Raw genomic sequence first — 26,292 nt, 5'->3', positions numbered from 1 at the left:
TGCGGAAACGTTCATAGTTTAACTGTAAATATTAAATCAAACTAAATAAAAAAGAGAAGAACAGCATTCTGTTCTTCCTTTTACATTGAAAATCGTTCAATTGTTTGTTTCAAATCAGTTGCTTGCTTCTCTAAATCTTTTAATAATTGATCGATTACTATCATATTTTTAGACTGTTGTAGCGTCACACGCGCCACTTCTTGCGAACCAGCTGACGTTTCTTCAGCAATTGCTGCTACAGCTTTTGTTTGTGCTCCTGTTTGATGAATGTGGCTCACTTGTTCATTCATATAACTACTAATTTGCTGAGTTGCATCGGCTACTTCCATAACACTTGATGACATTTCTTTTAAAATTAATTCCGTAGCTTCCCCACGTTTCGCCTCTTCTTTAGCTATTTTCACTTGTTCTGTCATTTTCATTGCAACTTGTTGTACTTCATCTTGCATATTCCGTAATAACTGAGATATGTTTCTTGCAGAATGATCACTTTCATCAGCAAGTTTACGTACTTCTTCCGCAACAACCGCAAAACCTCTTCCATGCTCTCCTGCGCGAGCTGCCTCAATAGAAGCATTTAGTGCTAATAAATTCGTTTGGCTAGCAATCGCACTCACAACAGACACAATATGTTCTACTTGTTTCATTCGTTCTTCTAACTTCTGTACATTTTGCATTGAATCTTCATTTTCTTTTGCCAATGTTTGAATACCTTGAATTAAAGACGTAAAGACACGAGTACTATGCCCTAAAGCTTGAACCATTTCTGAAGACAACGTATCAGACTGCTTCGCTTTTTCTTCTACTTCACTTGCAATAGACGTCGTTGTATCAACAGCAGAAACAATTGCTTGAATTGATGCTGCTGATTGCTCAGCGCCTGAAGAAATCTCTGCAAGAGTCTCAGATACACCTTGCGCTTGTCTCGTTGCTTCTCCTGTTTGTTTTCTAATCTGCTGTACTTGATTGTTTGTATAAGAAAATGTTGTATCAATATTTTTTACCATGCCCCTTAAGTTTCCTAACATCATATTAAATGCAACACTTAAAGATTTAATTTCATCATCTGTCTTCGGTAATGGAACATCTTCACGAATATCACCCTCAGCTGCTTTTCTTGCCGCTTCCTCTAACTTGCGAAGTGGTTTAATTAAAAATACGGCTGCTCCATATGCTAAAATTCCAGACCATACTACCCCTAATAACATAACGATAATATTATATACAGTTTGACTTACATAACTTTGAAAATAATCGTATATCACGTAAATAAAAAATATACTTGTTGAATATGTAATAAAAGCTAAAACTGTAGTGAATAGCATAAGTTGTGTACGTAATCCAAAAGAAAATGTTTTTCTTTCTTTTTCCATCTTCCCTTTCCCCCTTTTTATAAGCAATATAAATACTACCTATATATTATTATCCATATTTTCATTATAGAAGGATATAGAGATTTTAAAAATCATTATTTCTTTGAATATCAAATTGCACGAAAAAAATAAAGGATTCTGACAATTTATGACTAATAACAGAAATACGGGGCAACATTTGTAAAATATATTTTTAACTGGGGGTTTTGTATGATTCAAGTTCGAAATCTAGTAAAATCATTCGGTTCACTTGATGTGTTAAAAGGAATTGATTTAGAAGTAAAAGAAAAAGAAGTTGTTGTTTTAATTGGTGCCAGTGGTTCTGGTAAAAGTACATTACTTCGCTGTCTTAACTTTTTAGAAATGTACGATGAAGGCGAAATTCACTTACAAGGTGAGCGAATTGATCCAAAGCATTCAAATTTAAATAAAGTCCGTGAAAATGTCGGTATGGTTTTTCAGCACTTTAACCTCTTTCCTCATATGACCTCACTAGAAAACATCATAGAAGCACCTATTCATGTAAAAAAATTAGAGAAAGCAAATGCACAGGATATTGGAAATCAACTTCTCCAAAAAGTCGGCCTTCAAGATAAAGCGGATGTAACTCCTCATCTTCTTTCAGGTGGTCAAAAACAGCGCATTGCCATTGCACGAGCTCTTGCAATGAGCCCTAAGATTATGCTATTTGATGAGCCTACCTCAGCTTTAGACCCTGAACTTGTTGGAGAAGTATTGCAAGTTATGAAAGAACTTGCTGAAGAAGGGATGACAATGGTTATTGTTACTCATGAAATGAATTTCGCAAAAGATGTAGCTGATCGCGTCATCTTTATGGACGATGGAAAGATTGTAGAAGATGCTCCGCCAGCACAATTCTTTTCAGCTCCATCACATGAACGAGCAAAACAATTTTTACGTAACGTTTTATAATGTAACTTCTGTTTCAAACGAAAAGGAATACATTCATACGGTGCACAACTAATCATCCAAATAAAATATTTCAATAACATACTGAAAAACATCCGTATGATCAATATATAGGAGGGGTTTTATGAAAAGAAAACTATTAACCATTGTTGCGAGCATTACACTATGTACATCCTTCATACTAGGAGCTTGTAGCAAAGAAAGTTCTACTACTTCATCAAATGGTGAAAAAGAATTTCGCTATGCGATGAGTGGATTATACAAACCTTTTAACTATAAAGAAAATGACGGCAAACTTGTCGGTTTTGATGTAGAAATCGGTGAAGCTCTTGCTAAAAAGATGAACATGAAGGCTACGCCAGTTACAAACCCATGGGAAACGCTAATTCAAGGTCTTCAAGCGAAGAAATATGATGTAATACTGGGTAGTATGGCAATTACAGAGGAGCGCTTAAAAGCTGTTAGTTTCTCAAATCCGTACTATCGCTCTGGCGCCCAAATTTTTGTAGCTAAAAAGAATACCGCTATCTCTTCTCCAGAAGATTTAAAAGGTAAGAAAATTGGTGTTGTAAAAGCTAGTACCTTTAAAAATCTTGTTGCAAAATATACAGATCAAATCACAGAATATGACAGTGATATTACTGCTCTTATGGATTTAGAGCCTGGGCGTGTTGACGCAGTAATTACGGATCAAATGGTTGGTCTACGTATGATAAAAGAAGGAAAATCGAATATAAAAGAAGCCGGAAAACCATTAAATCTTGATGAAATGGGAATTGCTATTCGCAAAGATAATAAAGAAATGGTTGAGAAAGTAAATAAAGCGTTAGATGAAATCATTAAAGATGGTACGTATGATAAGATCAGTAAAAAATGGTTCGGACGTAATATTCTTGGTGAAGAGGAAAAAACGAAGTAAGTAAGTTAGCCATTCAAAAGATTCATAAACAGTGCCCCACTGATTAAGTGTTCATTTTATGTGGGGCATTTCATTCTCTACTAAAATCTATACAATATGAGGTGAAACGCATGTTTGAAATTTTTATCTCTTCCTATCCCACACTCTTAAAAGCTACTATTGTCACATTACAATTAACATTAACTTCCCTAGTACTCGGTTCATTAATTGGATTATTATTCGCTTTCTTTCGAATCTCTAACAATAAAGTTTTAAATAGTATCGCTCATGTCTACATTGCTATTATTCGTGGTACACCTTTAATTGTTCAAATTGCCATTCTCTATTTTGGAATTACATCTGTTGTTGTTTTCACCCCTTTTTGGGCAGGAGCAATCGCTTTAGCAATTCATAACGGTGCATATATTACGGAAATTTTCCGTGGATCTATTCAATCCGTTGACCGAGGACAATTAGAAGCAGCTCGCTCTTTAGGCATGCCTTATCCTTTAGCTATGCGACGAATTATATTACCACAAGCATTTCGTCTGTCTCTTCCTCCTCTAGGAAACCAATTTATTATCGGATTAAAAGATTCTTCACTTGTTGCTTATGTAGGAATGTCCGAATTATGGGGATCGGGTTTATCAATTGCAGCAGGTAACTTCCAACAATTAGATACTTACATAATCGTTGGTGCATACTATCTCGTACTTGTTCTTCTATTTACTTATTTTGTTAATCTTTTAGAAAAACGATTACAACGAAAAGAAACTAACTCCTTCCAAGTCAATAAAAAGAACAAAAAGGAAGTTTCTTTATAAGAAAAAGCAAGCCTGAGATGGCTTGCTTTTTCACTGCAAAAATATATTAATTTTTACTGATTTATTTTTTTAATACTCTCTTTTTCTTCTATATGTTCCTCACGATATGAAATATTATGAGGGTCTAAGCCATTTCCTAAAGAACCGTAGAAATGCTCTCTATGCGGATCAACTAATTCACTTCCGTGATAATACACACGTGGTGTATTCCAAAGTGCTGCCAATGCTTTTGTCATCGGCATTTCGTGATAACGTTCCGGCCACATTTCTTTAATCTTCTCTTTTACTAACGGATAGTATTTAGAGCTCATAGCAGGGAACAGATGATGTTCTGTATGATATGAGAAATTGAAATGCAAAACGTCTACCCAGCGCGGCACTGTTACTGATAAGCAGTTTGCTAACGGATCATTTACTGGAACAATTGGATTTAAGCGGTGATTTGTTGCGATATATGCCATTACAATAAAGTTAGCAATTAACAACGGAATGACATATGCAAATAACCATTTTCCAGGTCCCATAATAAACAATAAACTAATCCAAACTGTCCAAGGCAAAAGAAGTTGAAGCCATACAGATTTTTGATTGGATGACTTGAACTCTTTTATAAAATGAAAGAACATTCGAGTCGAATGCAATGTAAATTGAATTGTTAGTGACAGAAAACTAAAGAATGAACGTACATGTAGAGGCATACGATATACCCAACTCAAAAACTTACTCTTCTTAAGTTTCTCAAGTGTCGGCCATGCATCCGGATCATTCTCTTCATGCTGTGTATGAACATGATGCGTTGCATTATGCCACTTTCTCCAAAGCTTTGGCCCTGTTGATAATGGCATAAATGCAATCGCTCCTAAGAAGTCACGAAGCCATGCCTTTCTTACAACAGTTCCATGTAAAATTTCATGCCCTAAAAATCCTAGTGAAGCAAAACATAATCCAAGAACAATCGCAATTCCTAGATTCGCCCACACATTCAATTCAAATACACCAATCGATATTAATCCCGACAATGCCACAAGCAAATAAGCCAATCCACCAAATAAACGAGTAGGCACTGGTTTAAATGCTTTTTTCGGCAAATGTGGTGATACACGTGCTGCATACCACCCAAATGTATGAAGCTCCTTCATCCTTTTGCCCCTTTCTTATGCCGCGCCTTGCGCAACTTACATATATCAATTCTTGCTTCCAGATTGATTTTACTAAATGATCCAAAAAGCATGTATTATAAGGAAAATATACTCACTCTATCGTCACTTATTTTTCGCTTTTATTATCAATGAAAAACATTTCTCTTTTTACTCTCTATCAACCTTTCCACATGATGAATCATAACAATAGAATTTCTATATTGTCAACAACTTTTATGACCTAGTAATAAAAGTTGGTTATATTTTTATAATCATACTTTATTTCACTAAAGAAAATGTATATATTACATAAGGATTTATCCACTATCTATAGACATTTTCTTAAACGCCATAGACCCTATCTCATTCAATAAATCTCTATGTAATCAACAAACAGAATCACTTGAATTTAGTTTTATATAAATCCTACTTCTTCATAATGCCCCACCTAATTAATTATATCAAAATAATTTATAACCTCTTTTAATAAAAATAGACTTCTTCTAAAACAACACACATGAATTTCATATAATATGGAAATATTAAAAGGAAAATTGTTCTAAAATCAGGAGGTTTCAGCAATGACAAGTGATACATTTCCACAACTGCCGCTATCTTATTGGATTGAATCTACTCAGTTTCCTACTTTCCCTCGTTTATCCGAAAATATAAAGGCGAAAGTTGCTATTATCGGTGCTGGTATTACAGGTATTACTACTGCCTATTTACTTGCAAAAGAAGGCATCGATGTTGTTTTAATTGATTCTGGTCGTATTTTAAACGGGACGACTGGGCATACAACAGCGAAAGTAACAGCACAACATGATCTTATTTATGATGAATTAATAAATCACTTCGGTGTAGAAAAGGCCGGGCTTTACTATGAATCAAATAATCAGGCTCTACAATTCATAAACGAAACTGTTCAAACATATAAAATCGACTGTAATTTCTCAAATGAAGATTCATATTTATATACAACTACTGATAACGGATTAAGAAATTTATCGAAAGAATATGAAGCTTATCAAAAATTAAATATACCTTGTGATTATGTTCAATCTCTATCGATTCCTATTCCAGTACAATCTGCACTTGTCATGAAAAATCAAGCACAATTCCATCCCCTTCTTTATTTAAAAACACTTTTAGAAAAGTTTGTGGAGATGGGTGGAAAGGTCTACGAACAAACAACAGCTATGGATGTGGAAAAGGGAGATTATCCACAAATAATTACAAAAGAGGGCCATCATATCACTTGTGAATATGTTGTCTCTTGTTCACATTTTCCTTTTTATGATGCGAATAGCTTTTTCTTTACGCGAATGTACGCAGAACGCTCCTACGCTCTTGCAATAAAAGCCAAAACAGATTATCCAGGTGGCATGTATTTAAGTATTGATGATCCAAAGCGCTCCTTACGCTATATAACAAACAATGGAGAGAAATTAATTTTAATTGGCGGAGAAAGTCATAAAACAGGACAAGGAATAAATACGATGCTTCATTATGAAGCACTCTATTCTTTTGCTGAAGCAACTTTTGGAATAGACGAGGTTCCTTATAGATGGTCAGCACAAGATTTAATCACTCTAGATAAGCTTCCTTATATCGGACATATTAACGAAAGAAATCCAAATATATTTGTTGCAACTGGATATCGCAAATGGGGAATGACAACTGGAACTGCTGCCGCTCAGCTACTGAAGGACTCCATCCTAAAAGTCCACAGTCCCTATAAAGAACTGTATGCACCATCACGCTTCCATGCAAATCCAGATATAAAAACGTTCCTCTCCCAGAACATTGATGTTGCGAAACATTTAATTGAAGGAAAGATCGAAACCGCATTACGTAAGCCAGAAGATCTCGAAGTTGGTGAAGGATCTGTCGTACATGTTAACGGTAAACGAGCAGGTGCTTATAAGGACAAAGAAGGAAAATTACATATCGTCGATACAACTTGTACACATCTCGGCTGTGAAGTTGAATGGAATAATGGTGATTGTACCTGGGATTGTCCTTGCCATGGTTCTCGTTTTTCAATTGAAGGAGACGTTCTTGAAGGTCCAGCAGATCAACCGTTAAAACGAGTTGATAATGAGTGAACAAATAAAGAAGTTCAACATAATTACTGTTGAACTTCTTTATTTGTTATAAAACCTTTTCAGATAAATTTCAACACAGGGAGGAAAATATTAACATTAAATGAAATAATATATTCATCTACAAATTAAAAAGGGGGGGAATATTATGCAACCTTCAGCTCCACCTCATCTAGAATCTACAGAAACTATCTTTTCAAGCTCTATTACAAAACTTGTTGTTTTTATTTGTTGGCTAGCCATTTTAGCTGATGGATATGATTTAGGTATTTACGGTGCCGTTCTACCAAAGCTCCTAGAAGACAAAAGCTGGGCGCTATCACCATCGCACGCTGGCACAATTGCAAGCTATGCTTTATTTGGGATGTTTATTGGGGCTATTCTAGTTGGAACGATTACAGATCTAATTGGACGTAAATGGACGCTTATATGCTGTTTAGCACTTTTTTCTATCACAATGGGTTTAGCGGCTATCGCTCCTTCTCCTGAGTTATTTGGATTATCTCGATTTATAGGAGGAATCGGATTAGGCGGTGTTATCCCAACAGCTTCAGCACTTACTGTTGAATATTCACCCAAAAAAAGGCAATCTTTTATTTAGGCTCTTATGTTTACTGGCTATCCTTTAGGTATCGTGTTAGGTGCTATTTTGTCTATATTTATGTTAGAAGATTTCGGATGGAGAATTATGTTTGGTATCGGAATGATTCCACTACTCCTCATTCCTTTCATTATTCGCTATTTACCTGAGTCCATTCAATTTTTATTATCACGTAATCGCCAAGAAGAAGTGAACCAAATTCTTAATCGTTTTCCAATTGAATTTCATGTGAAAAATAAAACTCATCAAGCTCCATCTACTATACAAAAGAAAAATGGATTTACTACGTTATTCTCAAAAGAATACATAAAAGCAACGCTACTTTTTTGGATCACTTATATAATGGGAATGTTTTTAATATACGGTTTAAACACTTGGTTACCACAGATGATGCGCCAGGCAGGATATCCTCTTGGGTCTAGTCTGTCATTTCTACTTATGCTAAATATTACCGCAGCTATCGGCGCATTATTCGCTGGAGCAATTGCTGATCGTATAGGAGCAAAAATTGTTATTAGCATCTCTTATCTTATGGCAGCTATATGTATCGGACTATTAACAATCAAACCATCTGTTACAATCATTTATCTTTTAATTGGCCTTGCTGGTATTGGATCAGTCGGTATTACTCAAATATTAAATGCATATGTAACACAATACTTCCCATCACATATCCGAGCTACCTCCTTAGGCTGGGGACTGGGGCTTGGCCGAGTTGGTGCAATTGCTGGCCCAATTCTTGTCGGTATTATTATGACAATGCAATATGACTTAGCATGGAATTTTTACTTATTCTCCTTTGCAGGTCTTATCGCAGCTATATCTGTTTTCTTCATTCCTACAAAATAAAAAGGGCACAAACTTACTTGTGCTCTTTTTCATATGCTTCAAACAACATATCTCGAAACAATGTATTTAAACTCTCAATATCGATTCCTGATCCCTTTTCAATTCCTTTTACATATTCCTGATAGTAATGAATTTGTTCTTCTAAAAATTGATTTAGCACCTTAATTTTCAATCCAACATCTAATTCAGTACCTGCTTTTTTCTTTATTAACAACTTTTCAATTTCATCTAATACGCTACGTTCTAATGATAATTCTGTAATCAATCGGTCAAATTCTACAGGAGGTAAAGTCGTTTTCTCTTCTAGCCACTTACAAGCTAAAATGGGACGTAATACATAAAAGTGCTTTTTCAGCTTTACATTCTCACCTTGCAAAAATTCACGATAATTTTTCGACGCCATATGTAAATAATGATATATCGTTGCTTTTGGATCAAAATTCTTCTCACTCATCTGTTGAAGTAGTTCTGGAAAATTAGAGTTTTTCGAATAAAAAATTGGTGATCGAATCCACTCAAGTAAAGCAGGATTCGACTTCGCGAATAGTTGCAATGCCTTTTTAATATCCCAACCACTTATATCTAAATCATCGCTAATTGGATATTCAATTACATCTCGTTTATCATGAATTGATAAATACCATTCTACTGGATGTATATAAATAAACCTAACATCATAATCGCTATCTTTCGATGGAAACCCCCAAGCACGACTCCCTGATTCCACCGCAAATAAAATTTTCACATCATTCTCTTTTTCAATTCTTTCTAACTCCAACTCGATTTTCTCTCTCATTTCATAACAACTCCATTTTTTGATTATTTCCTTGGAAATTCGACAATACACTATTAATTTTACTACATACTAAAAAAACTGTCAGAAATTACTGACAGCCTAATGAAACGTCTATTGTTGCTTTTCAATTACAGTAGCAGCAATTCGTTCAAACTCTTTTTGAATCTCCTCTTTATATGCATCTACTATTGAAAAATCCATAGCAGCAATATAAATTCGTTCTAATTTATCACGAACCGATTTTGCTTTCGCTAAGAAAGACATCGCCTCATTCATTTTTGCTTTATATTGAATGGAGACATCACGAATTTCCTTCGCATATTTCTCATCCGTCCCTGGCGTAACAATAAGGGCATACATATCAATAATTTCATCACCCTCGCGACTTGGAAAATATTCATGTGGTGCGGTGCTATCAAAAATTGCAAATCCTAATTCTCTTACGATAACCATATCAAGACTATTCGGGTCAAATCCGCAATGATATACTTCAACTTCAAACCCTTTTTCCTCAGCTGCCTTAGCTAACTTTTTGAGCATCGTTGATTTTCCAGAGCCTGGGCGCCCTTTTATAAAATAACGATGTGGTAACCCTTCTGTTAAATTAGGAACAAAATCAACTGCTCCTTTCGGTGTAGCAGCTCCTAAAAAACGATGTTTTACAAGCGATTGTCTCCCGCTTTTATCTGCAAATAATTTCTGGATTAGCTGATTGGTTAGTTCATTTGCTTTATTAAAATCTATATTATCAATATATATCTTCTCCCACTCATCATGTATAACCAATGCCTCTTTAAAACGTGCGTAAGCAGACTGAAAAGCTTTGCTTGCTTCTGAAACAAATCTTTCAATTTCTAACTTCTGCTTTCTTAGTTTATCTGAGTCCCAAGCAATTCCTAAATTTATATACTCTTCAACAACTCCTGGCATTTTTGGCTCAATAACATGCGGCGATGTCCCATCAACAATTCCTACTTTTAATTTTGGGATAATTACACCATCAACCGATTTATTATCAGAAGAACAATGTAACAATTCAATATCATATCCTTTTTCAATCCATTCACGACCTATTGCCTTTATTAAAGAAGATTTTCCCGTTCCTGGGCCACCCTTTAAGATAAATAATCTGTCTAATCCTTTTAAATTCTCTTCGTATAAATTGTGAAATCCCCTAGCTGTATTACCACCAGCATAATAATTTAATACATTTCCTGTCACTGCACTCACTCCTTCGCAGCATTCTATTTACATAACCTACAATATGCGAGCAGCTTTATTTGGGTGAATACCTATTTTGTATTGCACGAAAAAAGGAAATGAATTACAATTTAACTATCGGAAAATTCCGTTTTCAAAAAAACTGAATACTTCTTTATCAAGAGAGGCAGAGGGACCGGCCCTTTGAAGCCCAGCAACCTCAGTTTATACAAACTGAATAGGTGCTAATTCCTGCAAAATGCATTGCATTTTGGAAGATAAAACTCAACTAGCATGTAAAGCTCACCTTTCTTGATATTGAAGGGTGAGCTTTTTATTATTTGAAAAATATATATTGGAGGTATGTAAAATGAAAGTAATTGATTTATCGCAAACATTTGAAAATAATATGTCTCAATTTCCTGGAACACCTAAAATACAACTAGAAGCTGTTACAAGTGTTGAAGAATCAGGCTATCAAGTTACAGATTTTCATTCTGTCGTTCATGTTGGCACGCATTGTGATGCTCCTGCGCATTTTATTTCAGGCGCAACGACCATCGATCAATTACCGCTGGATCAATTTGTAGGTGAAGCTGTTCTTATAGATGTAACACATATTCAAGAGCGAAAATTACCTAAGGCAGTATTGCATAATACTGACATAAAAGAAGGTGATATTGTTATTTTTCATTCTAATCTATCCACCAAATGGAATACAGAAGCTTATGAGAAAGAAGCATTTTATCTTTCTGAAGAATTAGCTGAAGAATTAGTTCAATTAAAAGTAAAATCTATCGGTTTAGATTTCATTTCTCCTGATGAAGTCACAACAGAAACATCACCGATTCATCACATATTACTAGGAAATAATATTTACTTAATTGAAAACTTAACAAATCTAGATGCTATCGAAACAAAACGTTTCTTTTTCTCAGCCGCACCTTTAAAAATTAAAAATAGTGACGGTGCTTTCGCAAGAGCATTTGCTGTTATATTTTAAACACAACCTATAAAGTGAACCTTTAATCAGTGGGGGTTTTGTTCATCCCACACCTAACTTCTTTGCTTCCGCTGAATTTTGAGGTGGGGGTCTTACTGCCCGGCAAATAGCGGGATTAAAAAAAGCAAAGGCCACTACTGGTCTTTGCTTCTATATTTTCTATTTAAATTAAGAAAGAATTGTTCCACACGGGGACGCACCCAAGCTAAACAATCTATCTCTTTCTTCTTTGTGCAAGCTATCTCTTCTCCATCTACCATTTCAACAAGTTCTAGTTCTAACAGTTGCCTCGTGAATGCTAACATATTCACTTCTTCAGATGGATACTCTTCTTTTAATTTCTCCTCAATTTCTCCCAATAAAAAACCGTCACGCATCATTGCCAATGCATCAATCCAAAGTGGCGGCATTTCATATTTTTCTCCTGTAATTGTATCTTTTACAATATAATTCTTTTGCTCTTTTCGAAATTGAATCGTGTGTAAACATACAGTCGAATTTAATGTTAATTCCATCATACCACCTCTTTCATAATATCTGCATAGAAAAAAGGATGCGCGTGCACCCCTTCTTATCTTTTCATAACACTACTGAACCGTTACATGAGTAATCAATCTCATGTCGATATTTTCCTCCATTATAAACGAAGTATTTTATAAAAAAAACCCTTCTTGAAACATTTTATAAAATGTTTATATTTACACAACAAGAACACTTTTCTGAAAAATCTTTTCTCCCAATACATTAAACGGTCGGCAGAAAAATTTCTACTTTCGTTCCTACTCCTAGACTACTTTGGATTGTGATACTCCCTTGATGTTCCTTAATAATTTTATATGTAATCATTAATCCAAGTCCTGTACCAGTCTCCTTTGTTGTGTAAAATGCCTTGCCGATTTTTTCCAACTTTTCATTCTCTATACCAAATCCTTGGTCTTCAACAGAAATACACAAATGTCCTTGCGTTTTTTGATATGCACGGATATGAATTTCTCCGCCCTCTGGCATTGATTCTATTCCATTTTTAATGATATTTAATAACACTTGTTTTAATTGCTTATCATCACCGTTTATAGCCGGTAAATTCCCATCTACTTGTAAATGACATTTAACTCTATATTGCATTGCATAACTTTCCATTAGATGCACAACATATAGAAGGATGTCTCGTATATTACACCTTTCATAATTTGTTGGCTTTGGTTTTCCTAACAACATCAATTCACTAACAAATCCATTAACCCTTTCAATTTCTTGTAACATAATGTCGTAGCTCATCGTATCAGCTGGATTTCTTTCTTTTTGCATTTGCGTAAACCCTTTTAACGCTGTTAACGGATTTCGAATTTCATGGGCAATTGTTGTAGACATAGTTCCAATCACAGCTAAATTTTCCGTCTCTTTCATATTGTTCATCATTTCAACCACTGTTCTTACATAAGATTGAAATCGTTTTAATAAAGAATGTGAAATAATGAAATAGAATACACATAAAACAAGTGGAATTACCACTTTTAAATCTTGTAATAGCAATGTGAAAAATACGTACTTTCCAATTACACTAAAGGAAACTAAATAAAAGTATTTTCTATTCACGAAAACTGGGGCAAATAAAATTAATAACATTTCTACCATACTACCATGTTCAAAAGGTCTATCCGTTCGCAAATAAATCATTAAATTATTAACAAGATTGATAAACATGTACCCAAATAAAAATAAATATTTTACAGAATATACATACCCTCTTTTTTGAAGGTATATAGAAATAGGAAATATTGCTATTACAAATATAGGCACACCTATCCCAAGACTACCTTCTGGCCAACCTACCGCTGTTCCACTAATATTCATAGCAGGATACACAAAATAATATATAGCGTCATATAAAAAGAATATAATATAGAATAATAATATAAATACCTTTAAGGCTCTTCTTTCTTCATAAATCAAGCTCTTGTATTTGTTCATATAAAAACTCCCCTTGATCGATACAAAAAACTTTCATTGTTATCTCCTTAAAGTATAAGTATGAAATTGCTTTCAGGGCAATATTTAACCTTATAATACTAAAAGGAAGGAGATCTCTCCTTCCTTTTGGTAACAAATTACACCCATCTTACCCTGTCATGTAACAATCCATCAGTAAAATTATTATGCCCCATTACAAAATCCTTCATATATAAATTTAAATACTCACCGTACTTACTTTCTGTATTTAATAACAACTCCTCGACGTAATAAGCACCTTGTTCAAATCGATCTAAAAGTAAACTGGACAAGCCCGCATAAATCCCGCACCCTACCTGAAAATACGTTGCATTCGTTTTATATTTACGAAAAACTTGGCTACTATTCATCACATTATACATATATGTCTCACTATTTTCATAAACGAGTAACACACCGACCAAGTCCTCTCCAGCAACCTCTTCTTCCGCTGGATTAAACACTTTACGATTCCAGTTCCATAAATCTTCTACTTGGTCTAAATTCTGTCTAATTATATTTGTTGTATACTCATTAATTCGGTAAAGAAAACCAACTTCCATATTAAAGTTTTTCCCTAAAATTAATACTTCCTCATGTGGCATTAAACAACCATAGAATTCTTTTTCTCCCAACTTCACTTTATACTCTGAAGCATATACATCTTCATAAAAGTAAAGAGGACGATGTTGACTCATATACATCGGATAACTCCAGATTGCTTCATCTAAAAATCGCTCTACTGCCCATGAAGCATAAAGTGTATGTGGCTTTATAAGCGCTATATCATTCAAAAACGACGTGTCATGTTCTACAATATAACATGCTCTTGGCCTTTCATTTGGTCGTTCCTTCATAAGTTCAACAACCATCCATTGAACAACACCTGGATTCATACCTGAACCTATAATCGCTTTTGTATTTGTAAATTTCTCTTTCTCCTTCTCAAACCTTGTATATCTTTCCGTAAGCTGAAAGCCGATTAAGCTATCGTCCTGATCTACGGCCTCATTTTCCAAGGCTGAATTAATATAACAAATTCCTAGTTCATTACAGCAGCTTAATACTCTAATTGTATCTGCTCCTGAAACATCAATCACAACACTCGTTCTTTTTTCTTTTAAATGTTGTTTAAATTCCACTACATTTTGAAGGTTTATTTCATATAAATATAAGCGACCTTTCAAATTCGAAAACAACTCATCATAATAAGTCCTATCTTTTTGTTTTATATCCACCAAATGAAATTTGGCATTCTTTAATACTTCATAAATTGGATCTTTTTCATTTGCTATCGCTTGATTTAAAATTGCTAAAACTGCTTTTGCTGCTCCACCAGCACTACCAAGCAATGTAATTGATAACGAATTCGGAAACTGCTCCACAAACAAAACCCCTTTAATAAATTAGTTGAGCAGCTCCTCCTCAAAAAATAAATTGAATACATAAAAAGATAGCTCGTACATATTTCTTTATAAAGTAGTGCAAAATTATTTTTAAAAGATCACACTATAATATATTTATATTCAATTCATTTTTCCCCTCATATCCAAATTAAACTAAATAAATAGGCTCGACCTTTTCTTCTGCATATAAAAGAAAAAGCCAGCCCTTCCAACTAATCTACGGACAATGGACGGATTTTACATGTTGAATATTCACATACATTTTTGCATCACGTGCTTTTGATATTTCAATATGACCTTCATCAATTTTCGCCATTTTTCCAATTTTATTGGACTCCTCACCTAAATCGAACACCATAATTTTCCCTGTCATTTTAATAAGCTGTTCTTCAAACGTTCTAGCTAACGTAATATTTAACGGATTTACGGGGAGTTCATTTTTATTGAGGGCATACGGTACTTGGTTTTCTTTATACGGAATTAACCATTTTAAATGCTTTAAAGATATATATACCGTTTTATAAACCGGACTATAAAAAACAATATAATCGTTCATCACACTTGTAACATAACCATGTATTGGAGCATTTCCTGCTACATAAACTTCTGTAAAAATACCTTTAGAAGTACTTAATACTTTTCTCAAAGAAATTGAAGGGGATTCCCTCTTAATTACAGAATCAACATCTGGTTTTGATATTTCTTCGTCATATGGTCTTAAAAATTTATAGTATTGTACATGATATAAAGATATATATACGTAATCTTGTCCATTGTAAAGAACAACGATATCATTTCCTACATCAATTAATACACCTTTAAATCTTTTTTCACCGATTAATTTAACATATATATTTTCTCCAATACTTTTATTCAACTCATTCATCTATATCCTCCTTCCTATGAATATCAGCTTTCCTATCTTCCGTTTCAAAAAAAATAATCAGGGCAATGTTTTGTCTTAATAGTAAGTAATTCCTTTTCATACTATCGAAATAAGAAATTGTTCTTCTCTTTCCCTCATAATGCCCCTCTTATTTATTAAACATTATTCATCTTCATTCTTTTTACATTTCACTACTTGACTCACACTCTTAATATGATAATTAATGATATAAATGACTTCATCGCAGTTTACTAGTGTAATACATTCTTCATGCACTTCACTTAATAATCCTTCCACACATTCTGGACCGCCACGATTAATCTTTACCCACTTATACTTCAAGTCACGTAATACATCGACAAAAGTATCATCATCAGAGTAGAAACATGAAACATAGGAATCGCCACATTTACTTTCTTTCACTTTCTTAGCTAGACTCTTCACATGTTTCAATTGGTAATATACTAATTCACCAAGAGGAAGTTGTAATGTAAGGTAATCTCTCCCTAACGATACAAGTACCCCCACTCGACTCTCTGGTCCACGAAGATTTACTTTTACAGTCTCACCGACTAAGCATTTAATTTGCTCACAGCATAATATACTTTCCAAATTTGTATCCTCCTTTCTTATTATCTTCCTCTACTTGACTGTCTTTGTGCGCGAGCTCGACCTGAATTATCGCTACTACTTTCCTTACTATTACTATCTTCGCTCTCATCGCTCTCTCCGCATGCTAATGCATTATAGTTAACACTTTTAATATGCTTTATTGCAATTAATATAACTTCTTCTTTTACAATTAATGTAACGAAGTCACAAGAAACATCTTGTAAAATGCCTTCCACTTTCTCTGGACCACCGCGATTAATTTTCACCCAACAATATTTGAAGCTTAGAAGTAGTGCTTCAAAGTCGTCTGCACATTCGCAATCTTCCCAATCACAATCACTTGATCCACAGTCTTTTGCATTTTTCGTAATACTTTTCAGATGGCTAAGTTGATAGTAATAAAGCTCACCTTTTTCATTCTTCAATACGAAGTAGTCCGGACATACTGATATTATTGTTCCTTTTTGAGATTCTGGACCACCCCTGTTTACTCTCACAAAAGATCCAATTAAGTCTTTCAGAAAATCACAATGAAATAAACTCACGAGAAAACCCCTTCCATTAATTTATAAGCTTTTGCACTGATAGTATATGTATCTGTACAGGTTACGTTCTCTATGTTTGTCCTAGCTAGAAAAAAATATGCTTTTAACATGGTAGACTACTACCTATCAAAAATATAAGAAATTCTGCGTGCCCATTAGGATTTTGATACATTTAAACAAAAATCCCGTATGAAGATACATTTCTGCATATCTTCATACGGGATTTCCCAAAGTTTAGTCTTCGTCTTTAACATCCATATCTTCTGGAATTGGTTCATTTAATATTTCTTCCACTAACTGCTTATATTTCTCCATTTGTTCTAAATGTGTATTGAATTGTTCTTTATTTACTAAATATTGCTCTCCATCGAATAGCGCACGAATTTTCTTTTGCTGAATTAACTCTTCAATATACGATTTCGGTAAATTCAAATACTCCGCAGTCTCTTCTACTGTTATATACAATGCGTTCATTCCTTTATTATTTTTTCATCTATACTGTATCTTACTTTACTTTATTTTTGTAAACAAATAAAAAAGATTTTGTAAATGCAGTTCAAAAAGCAGGTAGATGCATTCCATATATTGTATAGTATTATATAGTAAGAATTTTTTAAATATAGAATGGTATTACCCATTTACACAAAGGAGAGTTAACATATGGCTACTCGTCACATCATTACAATGTTAGAAAAAACACTACAAGTTGAAACAGAAAACACAATTTCTCATTTGAATGTATCTTTATCTGATCGTTTTCTTTCTCAAAGCACAGCAATACATGAAAACAATTGTTATCATACAATTGGTGAATGGTACAAAAATCATTTCTTATTCCAACAAGATGATTTCCTTTGGGCTAAATATGCTTTCTATGACGCATATTGTGAAGCCATCAAAAAACAAGGCCATCTTACAAAACGCGTCCGTCAAATATTAGAATCATTGGCTCGAAAACATGGAAAACAATATATTGCTTCTATACTAAATATGCCATTTCCTAATGAACGCGCTAAAGGGACAGCGTAATTTAGCCATGTTCTGCGTAAGCAAAACATAGCTAAATTGTTTTCTAGGATGCTTTACCAATAAAATGTTCATATCATATGAACTGATGAAACCGGTGTCATTATAATGATTGAAAATATAGTAAACAGGAAAACCCCCACGTACATCTCTCATCCATTTGAATAGAGAAGTATGTGGGGGTATACTTGTTCCTTATTATTTCATCATCTGTTTAATCAGTTCTCGATTTCTCTTCTTAAATACTTCATTATGAGAAGAAACCATTCCGTACTCACTTGCATCTGGTTGGATAAATTGCTTTGCTTTATTCACAGCATTTCCAGCATCTTGGAATGCACCTGCAATTAAGTGTAGTTTCCCTTCGTGCTTTAAAATATCTCCAGCAGCATATAATCCATCTACTGAAGACTCACTATTTGCATTACCTGCAATATAATAATTATCTATAATCGCAACGTCTAACTCACTATTTTCTAATAATGTAATGTCACGTTCATATCCATGATTAATAATAACTTCATCAATAGGTAAATGAGAAACCTCACCTGTTTCATGATTTGTCAATTCTACATATTCGATCGCTTCATGATTATCACCAGCAATGAGTTTTGTAATCGATGTATTAAAGAAACACTCCGCCGAGCTGTTCAGCAGTTGTTTTACTTGTGCTTCATGACCAGATAATTCTTCTTTTCTATATGTTACATACACTTTTTTCGCAATTGGTTCTAATTCATTTGCCCAATCAACCGCAGAATTTCCTCCGCCGGAAATAATGACCGTCTTACCTTTGAAACGCTTTAAAGATTTCACTGTATAATTTAAATTAGATACTTCAAATCGCTCAGCACCTTCAATTGATAGCTTTTGAGGTTTCAATATACCACTTCCAGTTGCGACGATAACTGTTTTTGAAAAATGTTCTTCGCCATTGCTTGCTTTTAACGTAAAAGTGCCATCTTCGTTACGAATAATCGATTCTACTTTTGTATTTAATACCACTTCTGGCTTAAATGTTAGCCCTTGCTGTACAAGTTGTTCAATTAATTTATCACCTGTAACTGGCAGCAGCCCTCCTACATCCCAAATCATCTTCTCTGGATAAACATGTATTTTTCCACCTAACTGTGGTTGAAATTCTATTATTTTCGTTTTCATCTCTCTGAGTCCACTATAAAAAGCTGAATAAAGCCCTGCAGGTCCTCCGCCTATCACAGTTACATCAAACAATTCTTCTTGATTCATTCGTGTCACTCCTCAGCTACTAGTCATTGATTATCATTCTCAATAAAATATAACCTGTTTCCGCAAAATTTACAATCAAAATTACTATTGACAATACACCTATATAAAATTATATTATTTAAAGAATCAATAGTGATAATCATTATCAATTTGTTAATAATTAGCAAATTGAGATTACATCTTCTTTCATTAATATGGTTAATACTATATTATAAAATCTCATATTCAAGATTTTTAATAAATTATTTTGCATTACCACTACTCTTTCAAAAAGATTACAGTTAAACAAATTATTGTATACACATATCATCTATGTTAAAGGAGAAAGACGATGAAAAAGTTATTTATTTCACTAACAGTTCTTTTCGTTCTTGTTATGAGTGCTTGTAGCAATGGCTCTACAGACAAAAAGAACGATGCAAAAGGTAGTAAATCAGAAACAATTACATACCAATCTGAAAATGGTAAAGTAGAAGTTCCTGCAAATCCAAAACGCGTTGTTGTATTATCATCATTCGCTGGTAACGTAATGTCATTAGATGTAAATCTTGTTGGGGTAGATTCATGGTCTAAACAAAACCCACGTTTTGATAGCAAACTTAAAGATGTTGCTGAAGTATCAGATGAAAATGTTGAAAAAATCGCTGAACTAAATCCAGATTTAATCATCGGTTTATCAAATATTAAAAATGTCGATAAGTTAAAGAAAATCGCTCCTACTGTAACATACACTTACGGAAAAGTTGATTACTTAACACAGCATTTAGAAATTGGTAAGTTATTAAACAAAGAAAAAGAAGCAAAAACTTGGGTTGATGACTTCAAGAAACGTGCACAAGAAGCTGGTAAAGAAATTAAAGCAAAAATCGGTGAAGATGCAACAGTTTCTGTTGTAGAAAACTTCAACAAACAGCTTTATGTATACGGCGAGAACTGGGGCCGCGGAACAGAAATCCTGTACCAAGAAATGAAATTAAAAATGCCTGAAAAAGTAAAAGAAAAAGCATTAAAAGAAGGTTACTACGCATTATCTACTGAGGTATTACCGGAATTTGCTGGTGATTACTTAATCGTAAGTAAAAATAAAGAGACTGATAACTCATTCCAAGAGACAGAATCATATAAAAACATCCCAGCAGTAAAAAATAATCGCGTATATGAAGCAAACATGATGGAATTCTATTTCAATGATCCACTTACATTAGATTTCCAACTAGACTTCTTCAAGAAGAACTTTCTTGGTAAATAATACAAACATGAGGAATTCTTAATTTAAGAATTCCTCTTCCTTTATTCTATGAACAGAAAAGATGTGAAACGAATGACAAAAGATCATGAAAATCCACGTTCTATAGCTTTTACATACAAACTAATTTTAAGCTTAATTGCATTCTTTCTTATTTTTATGGTTGCAATGGTATTAGGTGCTGCAGATACTTCGATAAAAGATGTATGGTTAGCACTCACTTCCTCCGCTAAAGGAGACAAAATATCTATTATTCGAGAAATACGTTTACCACGTGAAGTTGCTGCTATTTTTGTAGGAGCTGGATTAGCCGTTTCTGGAGCGATTATGCAAGGATTAACACGAAATCCACTTGCAGATCCTGGTTTATTAGGGCTATCTGGTGGAGCAAATGCTGCGCTTGCACTGACACTTGCTTTCAATCCTTCCATCAGCTATCTTTACTTAACATTAGCTTGCTTTATCGGTGCGGCAATTGGCGCAATCATGGTATTTGGAATTGGTATGGTGAAAAAAGGCGGCCTTTCTCCTCTTCGAATTGTATTAGCGGGCGCTGCAGTTTCCGCATTTCTACTCGCAATTTCAGAAGGAATCGGCATTTATTTTAAAATTTCACAAGATGTATCACTTTGGACTGCTGGGGGCGTAATTGGAACAACTTGGAGCCAATTAAAAATTATTATTCCAGTCATTTCAATTAGTATCTTTATCGCTATCTTACTAGCAAAAAAATTAACAGTTCTTAGTTTCAGTGAGGAAGTGGCTATTGGACTTGGTCAAAAAATTATTGTTATTAAAACTATTTTATTTATCATTATTATCTTACTTGCAGGTGCATCTGTAGCGCTTGTTGGAAATATGGCATTTATCGGTTTAATGGTACCTCACATGGTACGCCCAATTGTCGGTCCAGATTACCGATTTGTTATACCGATGTCAGCAATTGCTGGAGCTTCCTTTATGCTACTTGCAGATACAATCGGACGTACTATTAACGCTCCGTACGAAACACCAGTTGCGGCAATTGTCGCGATTGTAGGGTTACCATTCTTCCTATTCATTGTACGTAAAGGAGGAAAAACATTCTCATGATGCAATCTATTCTAAGAAAACAACGTCTTATTATACTCGCTTTACTAATACTGACCATCACCACCATTGTAGTTGGAATGGGACTTGGTTCAGCATCTTTATCTTATGATCGACTACTCCCAACATTAATGGGACAAGGGACTTTTAAAGAGGAGTTTGTTTTATACTCTTTAAGACTACCTAGAATTGTGATTACATTATTAGCTGGTATGGCTCTCGCTTTATCAGGGGCTATATTCCAAGGAATTACTCGAAATGATTTAGCTGAACCTGGTATTCTCGGGATCAACTCTGGGGCCGGTGTTGCTGTTGCTATTTTCTTTTTATACTTTCCAATAGATGTAGGTTCATTTCTTTACTTACTACCAGTCGTTGGATTTATCGGGGCTTTTCTGACAGCTGTTCTAATTTACGTATTTTCATATAGTAAATCAACTGGGCTTCAGCCAATCCGACTAACATTAACCGGTATTGGTTTTTCATTTGCACTATCTGGAATGATGATTGTCCTTATTTCATCCGCTGATCGTATGAAAGTGGACTTTATCGCCAAGTGGATTGCCGGAAACATTTGGGGAGATGACTGGGTCTTCGTTTTAGCAATGCTCCCATGGTTAATCGTATTAATTCCGTTCGTTTTCTATAAAGCAAATCGATTAAACATTCTAGCATTAAACGAGCCAGTCGCAATCGGTGTTGGAATTGAAATTGAAAAAGAACGCAGATACTTATTAGTTGCAGCCGTTGCGCTTGCAGCTGCAGCTGTTTCCGTAACAGGAGGAATTAGCTTTATCGGACTAATGGCTCCTCATATCGCGAAATCTTTAGTAGGTCCAAGACATCAAATTTTCATGCCTATTGCCGTTTTAATCGGCGGATGGCTATTGCTATTAGCAGATACAATTGGCCGAAACATCGTTGAACCTAACGGCATCCCAGCAGGTATTGTCGTTGCTTTAATTGGGGCTCCTTACTTTATGTATTTGTTGCTTAAGAAAGCGTAAAAAACACCCTCAAGATCTTTTCTTGAGGGTGTTTTTGTTTCATTCTACTGCTGCCCATACCCTTCAAACTTCTTCGCCAAATTCTCCATCTCATCTTCTGGCAAAAGCTTCGGTTCTCCGACGCTTTTCGTTTGATAATAAATTTGAGCACAAAACTCAATCTCTTCTGCAACAGTAAACGCCATTTTTATATTATTTGCACCAGCAATTAAACCGTGATTTGCAAGTAGCACAGCACGACGATCAATCATGCCTTCAAAAGCAGCATCCGCTAATTGCTTCGTACCAAATGTTTCATACGGTGCACAGCGAACATTCGGGCCTGCGAAAGCAATTAAATATGAAACAGCAGGAAGCTCCCATCCTAATGACGCAATCGTCTTTGCGTAAGGAGAATGTGTATGCACAAGCGCATTTATATCTTCACGATTTCTATAATAAATAAGATGCATATCTAGTTCGCTTGATGGCTTTCTCTCTCCCTCTACCACTTCACCATCTAAGTTTAATATAACTACATCTTCAGGTTTTGTTTCATAATACTCTAAACCACTTGGACTAATCGCAACAAGACCTTGTTCGCGATTGAAAATACTAATATTACCCCCAGTCCCCTTTGTTAAACCACTAGAGATCATTTTCTTTCCATACGCTACAATTTCTTCTCTTTCTTTTTGTAATAACATATACATCCCCCTAAGTATGAAGCTTATGATGACTGACTTTTATATTTATCTATTTATTGAAATAGCTTTTTTAAATTCTCCGTAAACGGTGCCTTTACAATCCCTTTTTCTGTAATAATCGCTGTTACATTTTCATATGGAGTAACATCAAATGCTGGATTATATACTTTACTTTCTTTCGGAGCTGAATATTGTCCGAAACGATTAATCACTTCAGAAGCATCCCTTTCTTCAATCGGAATTTCTTTTCCTGTCGGTGTTTTTAAGTCGATTGTTGGTGTTGGCGCTGCTACATAAAACGGAATGTTGTAGTATTTAGCTAAAATAGATACGCCTAATGTGCCAATTTTATTTGCTACATCACCGTTTGCTGCCACGCGGTCACATCCAACGATTACAGCATCGATTTTTCCTTGTGACATGACCATAGCTGCCATATTATCCGTAATGACAGTAACATCAATTCCCGCTCGCTGTAGTTCTAATGCTGTTAACGTTGAACCTTGTAACCTAGGACGAGTTTCATCTGAATAGATTTTTAAGTCCCATCCTTTTTCTTTCGCTAAGTACATTGGTGCTGTCGCAGTACCATACTTAGTCGTCGCTAACGCACCAGCATTGCAATGTGTTAATACTCCCATTTCATCATGGAATAATGTTAATGCATGCTCTCCAATTTGACGATTAATTTCTTCATCTTCTCTATGAATCTCTTTTGCCTCTTCTAGTAATCTGTCTTTCAACTGGACGATTGATAAGTGCGCGTTCTCTGTCGCTACCGCTTCCATTCTTTCAAGTGCCCAGAATAAGTTTACTGCCGTTGGCCTTGATGTTGCCAAATATGCACATACCTTTTTGACTTCCTCTATAAAGTCTTCCATCTTACTTTGAATAACTTCCTTTGTTCCTAAATACACACCGTACGCTGCCGAAACACCAATTGCTGGTGCTCCTCGTACTTTCATTACTTGAATGGCATCCCACACACTTTCAGCTGTCTTGAAAGATTCATAGACAACCTCATTCGGTAATAATGTTTGATCTAATAAAACTAAAGCATCATCTTTCCACTGAATGGGTATTAATTGCTCTTCCATCATATTCTCCCCTTACTTCGCGTAGTGCATTGACTGTTCTTTTAACGTTTCTACAAAACGTGTACCCGTTCTATATTGATTCGCTCGTAAAATAAAACTCTTCGCTACTTGAAGACAAATTCGCTCCGCTCTAGCACGTGCTTCCTCATTCTCAATACAAGTAATATCTTTTACTTTCGCTAATCCAACAATACGGCGAATTAATTCCAGACCTGTCACTGCAGCCGTATCCTCTAATACAGATTGTAAATATACTTCGCTAAAGCCTTCTTCCTTCGCCATAATCTCGGTCACATGAATATCCCAAGCATCTAAAAACTTCTTCTTAAATAAATCAATTACCTCTACCATCGTAGTTTGTAACCAATCCATATACGTATCTTTCTCCGCTCCAGGTGGCATCGTTGCATCTGCATTCACCCAAGCAAACATTAAATTCGCCATTACATTCCCAACGTCATATCCCATAGGTCCATAAAAAGCAAACTCAGGATCAATAACCTTTGTAGAATCATCTCTTACAAAAACAGAACCAGTATGTAAATCACCATGAAGTAATGCCTGTGCATTCGTCATAAAAGAAAATTTACGTTTCGCTACTTCCATACGAAGCTCTTTATCACTATAAATATGTTCCCTAATCCATCCCTCATTTAACGGAAATAACTCATTACGCTTATTATGATTGGTAAATGGTTCTGAATATACGAGGTCCTCTGTAATCTCACATAATTCAGGATTTATATAATTCTTCACAAGTTCCTTCTTCTCTTTATGATTCATTACAACATCCGATGTTAATAAAAGTGTATTTACCATAAAAGTAGTTAAATCATCCGCAAGCCTCGGAAATATTTGATGATTTATAAGTGCTGTACGTAATATTGTGTGATCCGATAAATCTTCCATTACGCAACAATTCATCACACTATCAAATAAATACACCTTAGGAACAAGTCCGGGTGCTAACTCATCCTCTAACTGCAAAACATCTGATTCTATACGAATACGGTTTGTCGACAACTTAAACTCATCTGAAATGCGAGCTGTATCCCCAGCTTGCTTTACGATGACTGACATGTTCTCTTTTTCATCCCAAACGCGGAACACATAATTTAAATTGCCATCACCTATTTCTTTACACTGTAACTCCTTTGCATGTTCAAACTTAGACAATTTCTCTTTCACATATGCAATCACATCTTTAGCTTCCATTAAAAAATACTTCGTGAACTTAGACATGGTTTCCCCTCCACACTAATTGTAAGCGTTTTCTAAAAGCTATAAAAAATAATAGGTTGAATTTTTTCATCCTATAAATATGTATTCTTCTTTTTGAAAGATATATCTAGGTTTTATTATATCTTGTTAGCACTTTGAGTCAATGTTTCTAACTATCATCTTAATATACTTCCTAATTATATATTTGAGATGACAAAAATTGTTCAAAAAATTTCCGATTCATTTTATTTTATTTATCACAAAATTCTTTGTAAAATAGAAGTAAGCAGTTCCTTTTCAAAACCACAACTTCTAAGAAATATTTCCTTCCTAAAAAATTAAACTTACACACTATCTCTAACATACACACTAAACTTTTCAAACACTCATCTAAAATTTATAGACTTAAAATTACCTTTCTATTCCCTGATAGCCTTAATTGAGAATAAATATTAATTAAATTGGAATAAAGTTGGTTTATTCGCTTGACAAAATAACCAATTCTATATGATAATT

24 protein-coding genes, 1 pseudogene and 1 riboswitch are annotated in these 26,292 nt (G+C 34.6%); of the genes and pseudogenes, 10 read left to right on the top strand and 15 right to left on the bottom strand.

Going from position 1 to position 26,292, the window contains the following annotated elements:
- Window positions 1–80 precede the first annotated feature (80 nt).
- Entirely contained in the window at window positions 81–1,373 is a 1,293-nt protein-coding gene (locus DOS87_RS02190) for a methyl-accepting chemotaxis protein (RefSeq protein WP_000410235.1), read from the bottom strand.
- 210 nt (window positions 1,374–1,583) lie between these two features.
- Here DOS87_RS02190 and DOS87_RS02185 point away from each other — a divergent pair, with 210 nt between their 5' ends.
- From DOS87_RS02185 to DOS87_RS02175, 3 genes are all read left to right on the top strand, one after another.
- On the top strand, window positions 1,584–2,306 hold the full coding sequence (locus tag DOS87_RS02185; protein ID WP_000616926.1) for an amino acid ABC transporter ATP-binding protein: 723 nt from the start codon (window positions 1,584–1,586) through the stop codon (window positions 2,304–2,306).
- Between the two features lie 121 nt (window positions 2,307–2,427).
- Complete coding sequence (locus DOS87_RS02180) at window positions 2,428–3,222, top strand: ABC transporter substrate-binding protein (RefSeq protein WP_000823756.1); 795 nt, start codon at window positions 2,428–2,430, stop codon at window positions 3,220–3,222.
- Between the two features lie 47 nt (window positions 3,223–3,269).
- A complete protein-coding gene (locus DOS87_RS02175; protein ID WP_003255986.1) occupies window positions 3,270–4,025 on the top strand; it encodes an amino acid ABC transporter permease in 756 nt (251 codons plus the stop codon).
- Window positions 4,026–4,078: 53 nt separating this feature from the next.
- Here DOS87_RS02175 and DOS87_RS02170 read toward each other — a convergent pair whose 3' ends face one another.
- Window positions 4,079–5,164: a Delta(10) desaturase DesB gene (locus tag DOS87_RS02170; protein ID WP_000661228.1), complete on the bottom strand. Its 1,086-nt coding sequence runs from the start codon at window positions 5,162–5,164 to the stop codon at window positions 4,079–4,081.
- A gap of 581 nt (window positions 5,165–5,745) precedes the next feature.
- Here DOS87_RS02170 and DOS87_RS02165 point away from each other — a divergent pair.
- Window positions 5,746–7,272, top strand: coding sequence for an FAD-dependent oxidoreductase (locus tag DOS87_RS02165; protein WP_000199973.1), 1,527 nt, complete (start codon window positions 5,746–5,748; stop codon window positions 7,270–7,272).
- Window positions 7,273–7,417: 145 nt separating this feature from the next.
- Window positions 7,418–8,719, top strand: a pseudogene (locus tag DOS87_RS02160) (MFS transporter).
- Window positions 8,720–8,732: 13 nt separating this feature from the next.
- Here DOS87_RS02160 and DOS87_RS02155 read toward each other — a convergent pair.
- Both DOS87_RS02155 and DOS87_RS02150 read right to left on the bottom strand, forming a co-directional pair.
- Window positions 8,733–9,515: a nucleotidyltransferase domain-containing protein gene (locus DOS87_RS02155; protein ID WP_208730200.1), complete on the bottom strand. Its 783-nt coding sequence runs from the start codon at window positions 9,513–9,515 to the stop codon at window positions 8,733–8,735.
- Between the two features lie 111 nt (window positions 9,516–9,626).
- A complete protein-coding gene (locus DOS87_RS02150; RefSeq protein WP_000147466.1) occupies window positions 9,627–10,736 on the bottom strand; it encodes a PRK06851 family protein in 1,110 nt (369 codons plus the stop codon).
- Between the two features lie 151 nt (window positions 10,737–10,887).
- A riboswitch (SAM riboswitch) is annotated at window positions 10,888–11,000 on the top strand.
- A gap of 85 nt (window positions 11,001–11,085) precedes the next feature.
- Here DOS87_RS02150 and DOS87_RS02145 point away from each other — a divergent pair.
- Window positions 11,086–11,718, top strand: coding sequence for a cyclase family protein (locus DOS87_RS02145; protein ID WP_000862976.1), 633 nt, complete (start codon window positions 11,086–11,088; stop codon window positions 11,716–11,718).
- 134 nt (window positions 11,719–11,852) lie between these two features.
- Here the strand turns inward: DOS87_RS02145 and DOS87_RS02140 are convergent, their stop codons facing one another.
- The 7 genes from DOS87_RS02140 to DOS87_RS02110 all read right to left on the bottom strand — a co-directional run bounded on the left by DOS87_RS02140 (window position 11,853) and on the right by DOS87_RS02110 (window position 17,630).
- Window positions 11,853–12,233: a hypothetical protein gene (locus DOS87_RS02140; RefSeq protein ID WP_000424116.1), complete on the bottom strand. Its 381-nt coding sequence runs from the start codon at window positions 12,231–12,233 to the stop codon at window positions 11,853–11,855.
- A 229-nt stretch (window positions 12,234–12,462) separates the two neighbouring features.
- On the bottom strand, window positions 12,463–13,689 hold the full coding sequence (locus tag DOS87_RS02135) for an ATP-binding protein (protein WP_001046097.1): 1,227 nt from the start codon (window positions 13,687–13,689) through the stop codon (window positions 12,463–12,465).
- A gap of 137 nt (window positions 13,690–13,826) precedes the next feature.
- Window positions 13,827–15,092 (bottom strand): hypothetical protein, encoded by a 1,266-nt coding sequence (locus tag DOS87_RS02130; RefSeq protein WP_000434723.1) that lies wholly within the window; start codon window positions 15,090–15,092, stop codon window positions 13,827–13,829.
- A 238-nt stretch (window positions 15,093–15,330) separates the two neighbouring features.
- Window positions 15,331–15,999, bottom strand: coding sequence for an LSm family protein (locus DOS87_RS02125; RefSeq protein WP_001004281.1), 669 nt, complete (start codon window positions 15,997–15,999; stop codon window positions 15,331–15,333).
- 162 nt (window positions 16,000–16,161) lie between these two features.
- Window positions 16,162–16,611, bottom strand: coding sequence for a hypothetical protein (locus DOS87_RS02120; RefSeq protein WP_000443834.1), 450 nt, complete (start codon window positions 16,609–16,611; stop codon window positions 16,162–16,164).
- 20 nt (window positions 16,612–16,631) lie between these two features.
- Window positions 16,632–17,156 carry a hypothetical protein gene (locus tag DOS87_RS02115; RefSeq protein ID WP_000051518.1) on the bottom strand — a complete coding sequence of 175 codons (525 nt, stop codon included), beginning with the start codon at window positions 17,154–17,156 and terminating at the stop codon, window positions 16,632–16,634.
- A gap of 234 nt (window positions 17,157–17,390) precedes the next feature.
- Complete coding sequence (locus tag DOS87_RS02110; protein WP_001998970.1) at window positions 17,391–17,630, bottom strand: helix-turn-helix domain-containing protein; 240 nt, start codon at window positions 17,628–17,630, stop codon at window positions 17,391–17,393.
- 186 nt (window positions 17,631–17,816) lie between these two features.
- Here DOS87_RS02110 and DOS87_RS02105 point away from each other — a divergent pair, with 186 nt between their 5' ends.
- Window positions 17,817–18,185: a hypothetical protein gene (locus tag DOS87_RS02105; protein WP_000235474.1), complete on the top strand. Its 369-nt coding sequence runs from the start codon at window positions 17,817–17,819 to the stop codon at window positions 18,183–18,185.
- A 195-nt stretch (window positions 18,186–18,380) separates the two neighbouring features.
- On the opposite strand, the gene DOS87_RS02100 is transcribed toward DOS87_RS02105, so the two are convergent.
- Window positions 18,381–19,430, bottom strand: a complete 1,050-nt coding sequence (locus tag DOS87_RS02100; RefSeq protein WP_001070938.1) for an NAD(P)/FAD-dependent oxidoreductase — start codon at window positions 19,428–19,430, stop codon at window positions 18,381–18,383.
- Between the two features lie 331 nt (window positions 19,431–19,761).
- On the opposite strand from DOS87_RS02100, the gene DOS87_RS02095 reads away from it, so the two are divergent.
- From DOS87_RS02095 to DOS87_RS02085, 3 genes are read left to right on the top strand one after another with little or no spacing between them, the layout of a single operon-like run.
- The gene (locus DOS87_RS02095) at window positions 19,762–20,679 is read left to right on the top strand and encodes an iron-hydroxamate ABC transporter substrate-binding protein (protein ID WP_000732570.1); all 918 of its coding nucleotides are present in this window, start codon (window positions 19,762–19,764) and stop codon (window positions 20,677–20,679) included.
- A gap of 48 nt (window positions 20,680–20,727) precedes the next feature.
- Window positions 20,728–21,768, top strand: coding sequence for a FecCD family ABC transporter permease (locus tag DOS87_RS02090; RefSeq protein ID WP_002153558.1), 1,041 nt, complete (start codon window positions 20,728–20,730; stop codon window positions 21,766–21,768).
- On the top strand, window positions 21,765–22,772 hold the full coding sequence (locus DOS87_RS02085) for a FecCD family ABC transporter permease (protein WP_000983742.1): 1,008 nt from the start codon (window positions 21,765–21,767) through the stop codon (window positions 22,770–22,772). The genes DOS87_RS02090 and DOS87_RS02085 overlap by 4 nt, the downstream gene beginning before the upstream one ends.
- 44 nt (window positions 22,773–22,816) lie before the next feature.
- Here DOS87_RS02085 and DOS87_RS02080 read toward each other — a convergent pair whose 3' ends face one another.
- From DOS87_RS02080 to mtnK, 3 genes are read right to left on the bottom strand one after another with little or no spacing between them, the layout of a single operon-like run.
- Window positions 22,817–23,458: an L-fuculose-phosphate aldolase gene (locus DOS87_RS02080; RefSeq protein ID WP_000926560.1), complete on the bottom strand. Its 642-nt coding sequence runs from the start codon at window positions 23,456–23,458 to the stop codon at window positions 22,817–22,819.
- Between the two features lie 53 nt (window positions 23,459–23,511).
- Complete coding sequence (mtnA, locus tag DOS87_RS02075) at window positions 23,512–24,555, bottom strand: S-methyl-5-thioribose-1-phosphate isomerase (protein WP_000392488.1); 1,044 nt, start codon at window positions 24,553–24,555, stop codon at window positions 23,512–23,514.
- A gap of 12 nt (window positions 24,556–24,567) precedes the next feature.
- Window positions 24,568–25,797: an S-methyl-5-thioribose kinase gene (gene mtnK, locus DOS87_RS02070; RefSeq protein ID WP_000033215.1), complete on the bottom strand. Its 1,230-nt coding sequence runs from the start codon at window positions 25,795–25,797 to the stop codon at window positions 24,568–24,570.
- Window positions 25,798–26,292: the final 495 nt, after the last annotated feature.

Source organism: Bacillus sp. CR71 (genome assembly GCF_003429245.1).
Classification (GTDB): domain Bacteria; phylum Bacillota; class Bacilli; order Bacillales; family Bacillaceae_G; genus Bacillus_A; species Bacillus_A thuringiensis_S.
The sequence above is the reverse complement of the archived record's forward strand: the minus strand, read 5'-3'. Positions and strand labels throughout refer to the sequence as shown.

Bases quoted from the DNA above. Each gene is read 5' to 3' on its own strand.
- DOS87_RS02125 (WP_001004281.1), bottom strand. From the start codon at position 15,999: ATGAATGAGTTGAATAAAAGTATTGGAGAAAATATATATGTTAAATTA.
- DOS87_RS02090 (WP_002153558.1), top strand. From the start codon at position 20,728: ATGAACAGAAAAGATGTGAAACGAATGACAAAAGATCATGAAAATCCA.
- mtnK (WP_000033215.1), bottom strand. From the start codon at position 25,797: ATGTCTAAGTTCACGAAGTATTTTTTAATGGAAGCTAAAGATGTGATT.
- DOS87_RS02155 (WP_208730200.1), bottom strand. From the start codon at position 9,515: ATGAGAGAGAAAATCGAGTTGGAGTTAGAAAGAATTGAAAAAGAGAAT.
- DOS87_RS02135 (WP_001046097.1), bottom strand. From the start codon at position 13,689: ATGAACAAATACAAGAGCTTGATTTATGAAGAAAGAAGAGCCTTAAAG.
- DOS87_RS02170 (WP_000661228.1), bottom strand. From the start codon at position 5,164: ATGAAGGAGCTTCATACATTTGGGTGGTATGCAGCACGTGTATCACCA.
- DOS87_RS02085 (WP_000983742.1), top strand. From the start codon at position 21,765: ATGATGCAATCTATTCTAAGAAAACAACGTCTTATTATACTCGCTTTA.
- mtnA (WP_000392488.1), bottom strand. From the start codon at position 24,555: ATGGAAGAGCAATTAATACCCATTCAGTGGAAAGATGATGCTTTAGTT.
- DOS87_RS02100 (WP_001070938.1), bottom strand. From the start codon at position 19,430: ATGAATCAAGAAGAATTGTTTGATGTAACTGTGATAGGCGGAGGACCT.
- DOS87_RS02185 (WP_000616926.1), top strand. From the start codon at position 1,584: ATGATTCAAGTTCGAAATCTAGTAAAATCATTCGGTTCACTTGATGTG.
- DOS87_RS02190 (WP_000410235.1), bottom strand. From the start codon at position 1,373: ATGGAAAAAGAAAGAAAAACATTTTCTTTTGGATTACGTACACAACTT.
- DOS87_RS02080 (WP_000926560.1), bottom strand. From the start codon at position 23,458: ATGTTATTACAAAAAGAAAGAGAAGAAATTGTAGCGTATGGAAAGAAA.
- DOS87_RS02180 (WP_000823756.1), top strand. From the start codon at position 2,428: ATGAAAAGAAAACTATTAACCATTGTTGCGAGCATTACACTATGTACA.
- DOS87_RS02140 (WP_000424116.1), bottom strand. From the start codon at position 12,233: ATGGAATTAACATTAAATTCGACTGTATGTTTACACACGATTCAATTT.
- DOS87_RS02105 (WP_000235474.1), top strand. From the start codon at position 17,817: ATGGCTACTCGTCACATCATTACAATGTTAGAAAAAACACTACAAGTT.
- DOS87_RS02110 (WP_001998970.1), bottom strand. From the start codon at position 17,630: ATGAACGCATTGTATATAACAGTAGAAGAGACTGCGGAGTATTTGAAT.
- DOS87_RS02165 (WP_000199973.1), top strand. From the start codon at position 5,746: ATGACAAGTGATACATTTCCACAACTGCCGCTATCTTATTGGATTGAA.
- DOS87_RS02145 (WP_000862976.1), top strand. From the start codon at position 11,086: ATGAAAGTAATTGATTTATCGCAAACATTTGAAAATAATATGTCTCAA.
- DOS87_RS02095 (WP_000732570.1), top strand. From the start codon at position 19,762: ATGAAAAAGTTATTTATTTCACTAACAGTTCTTTTCGTTCTTGTTATG.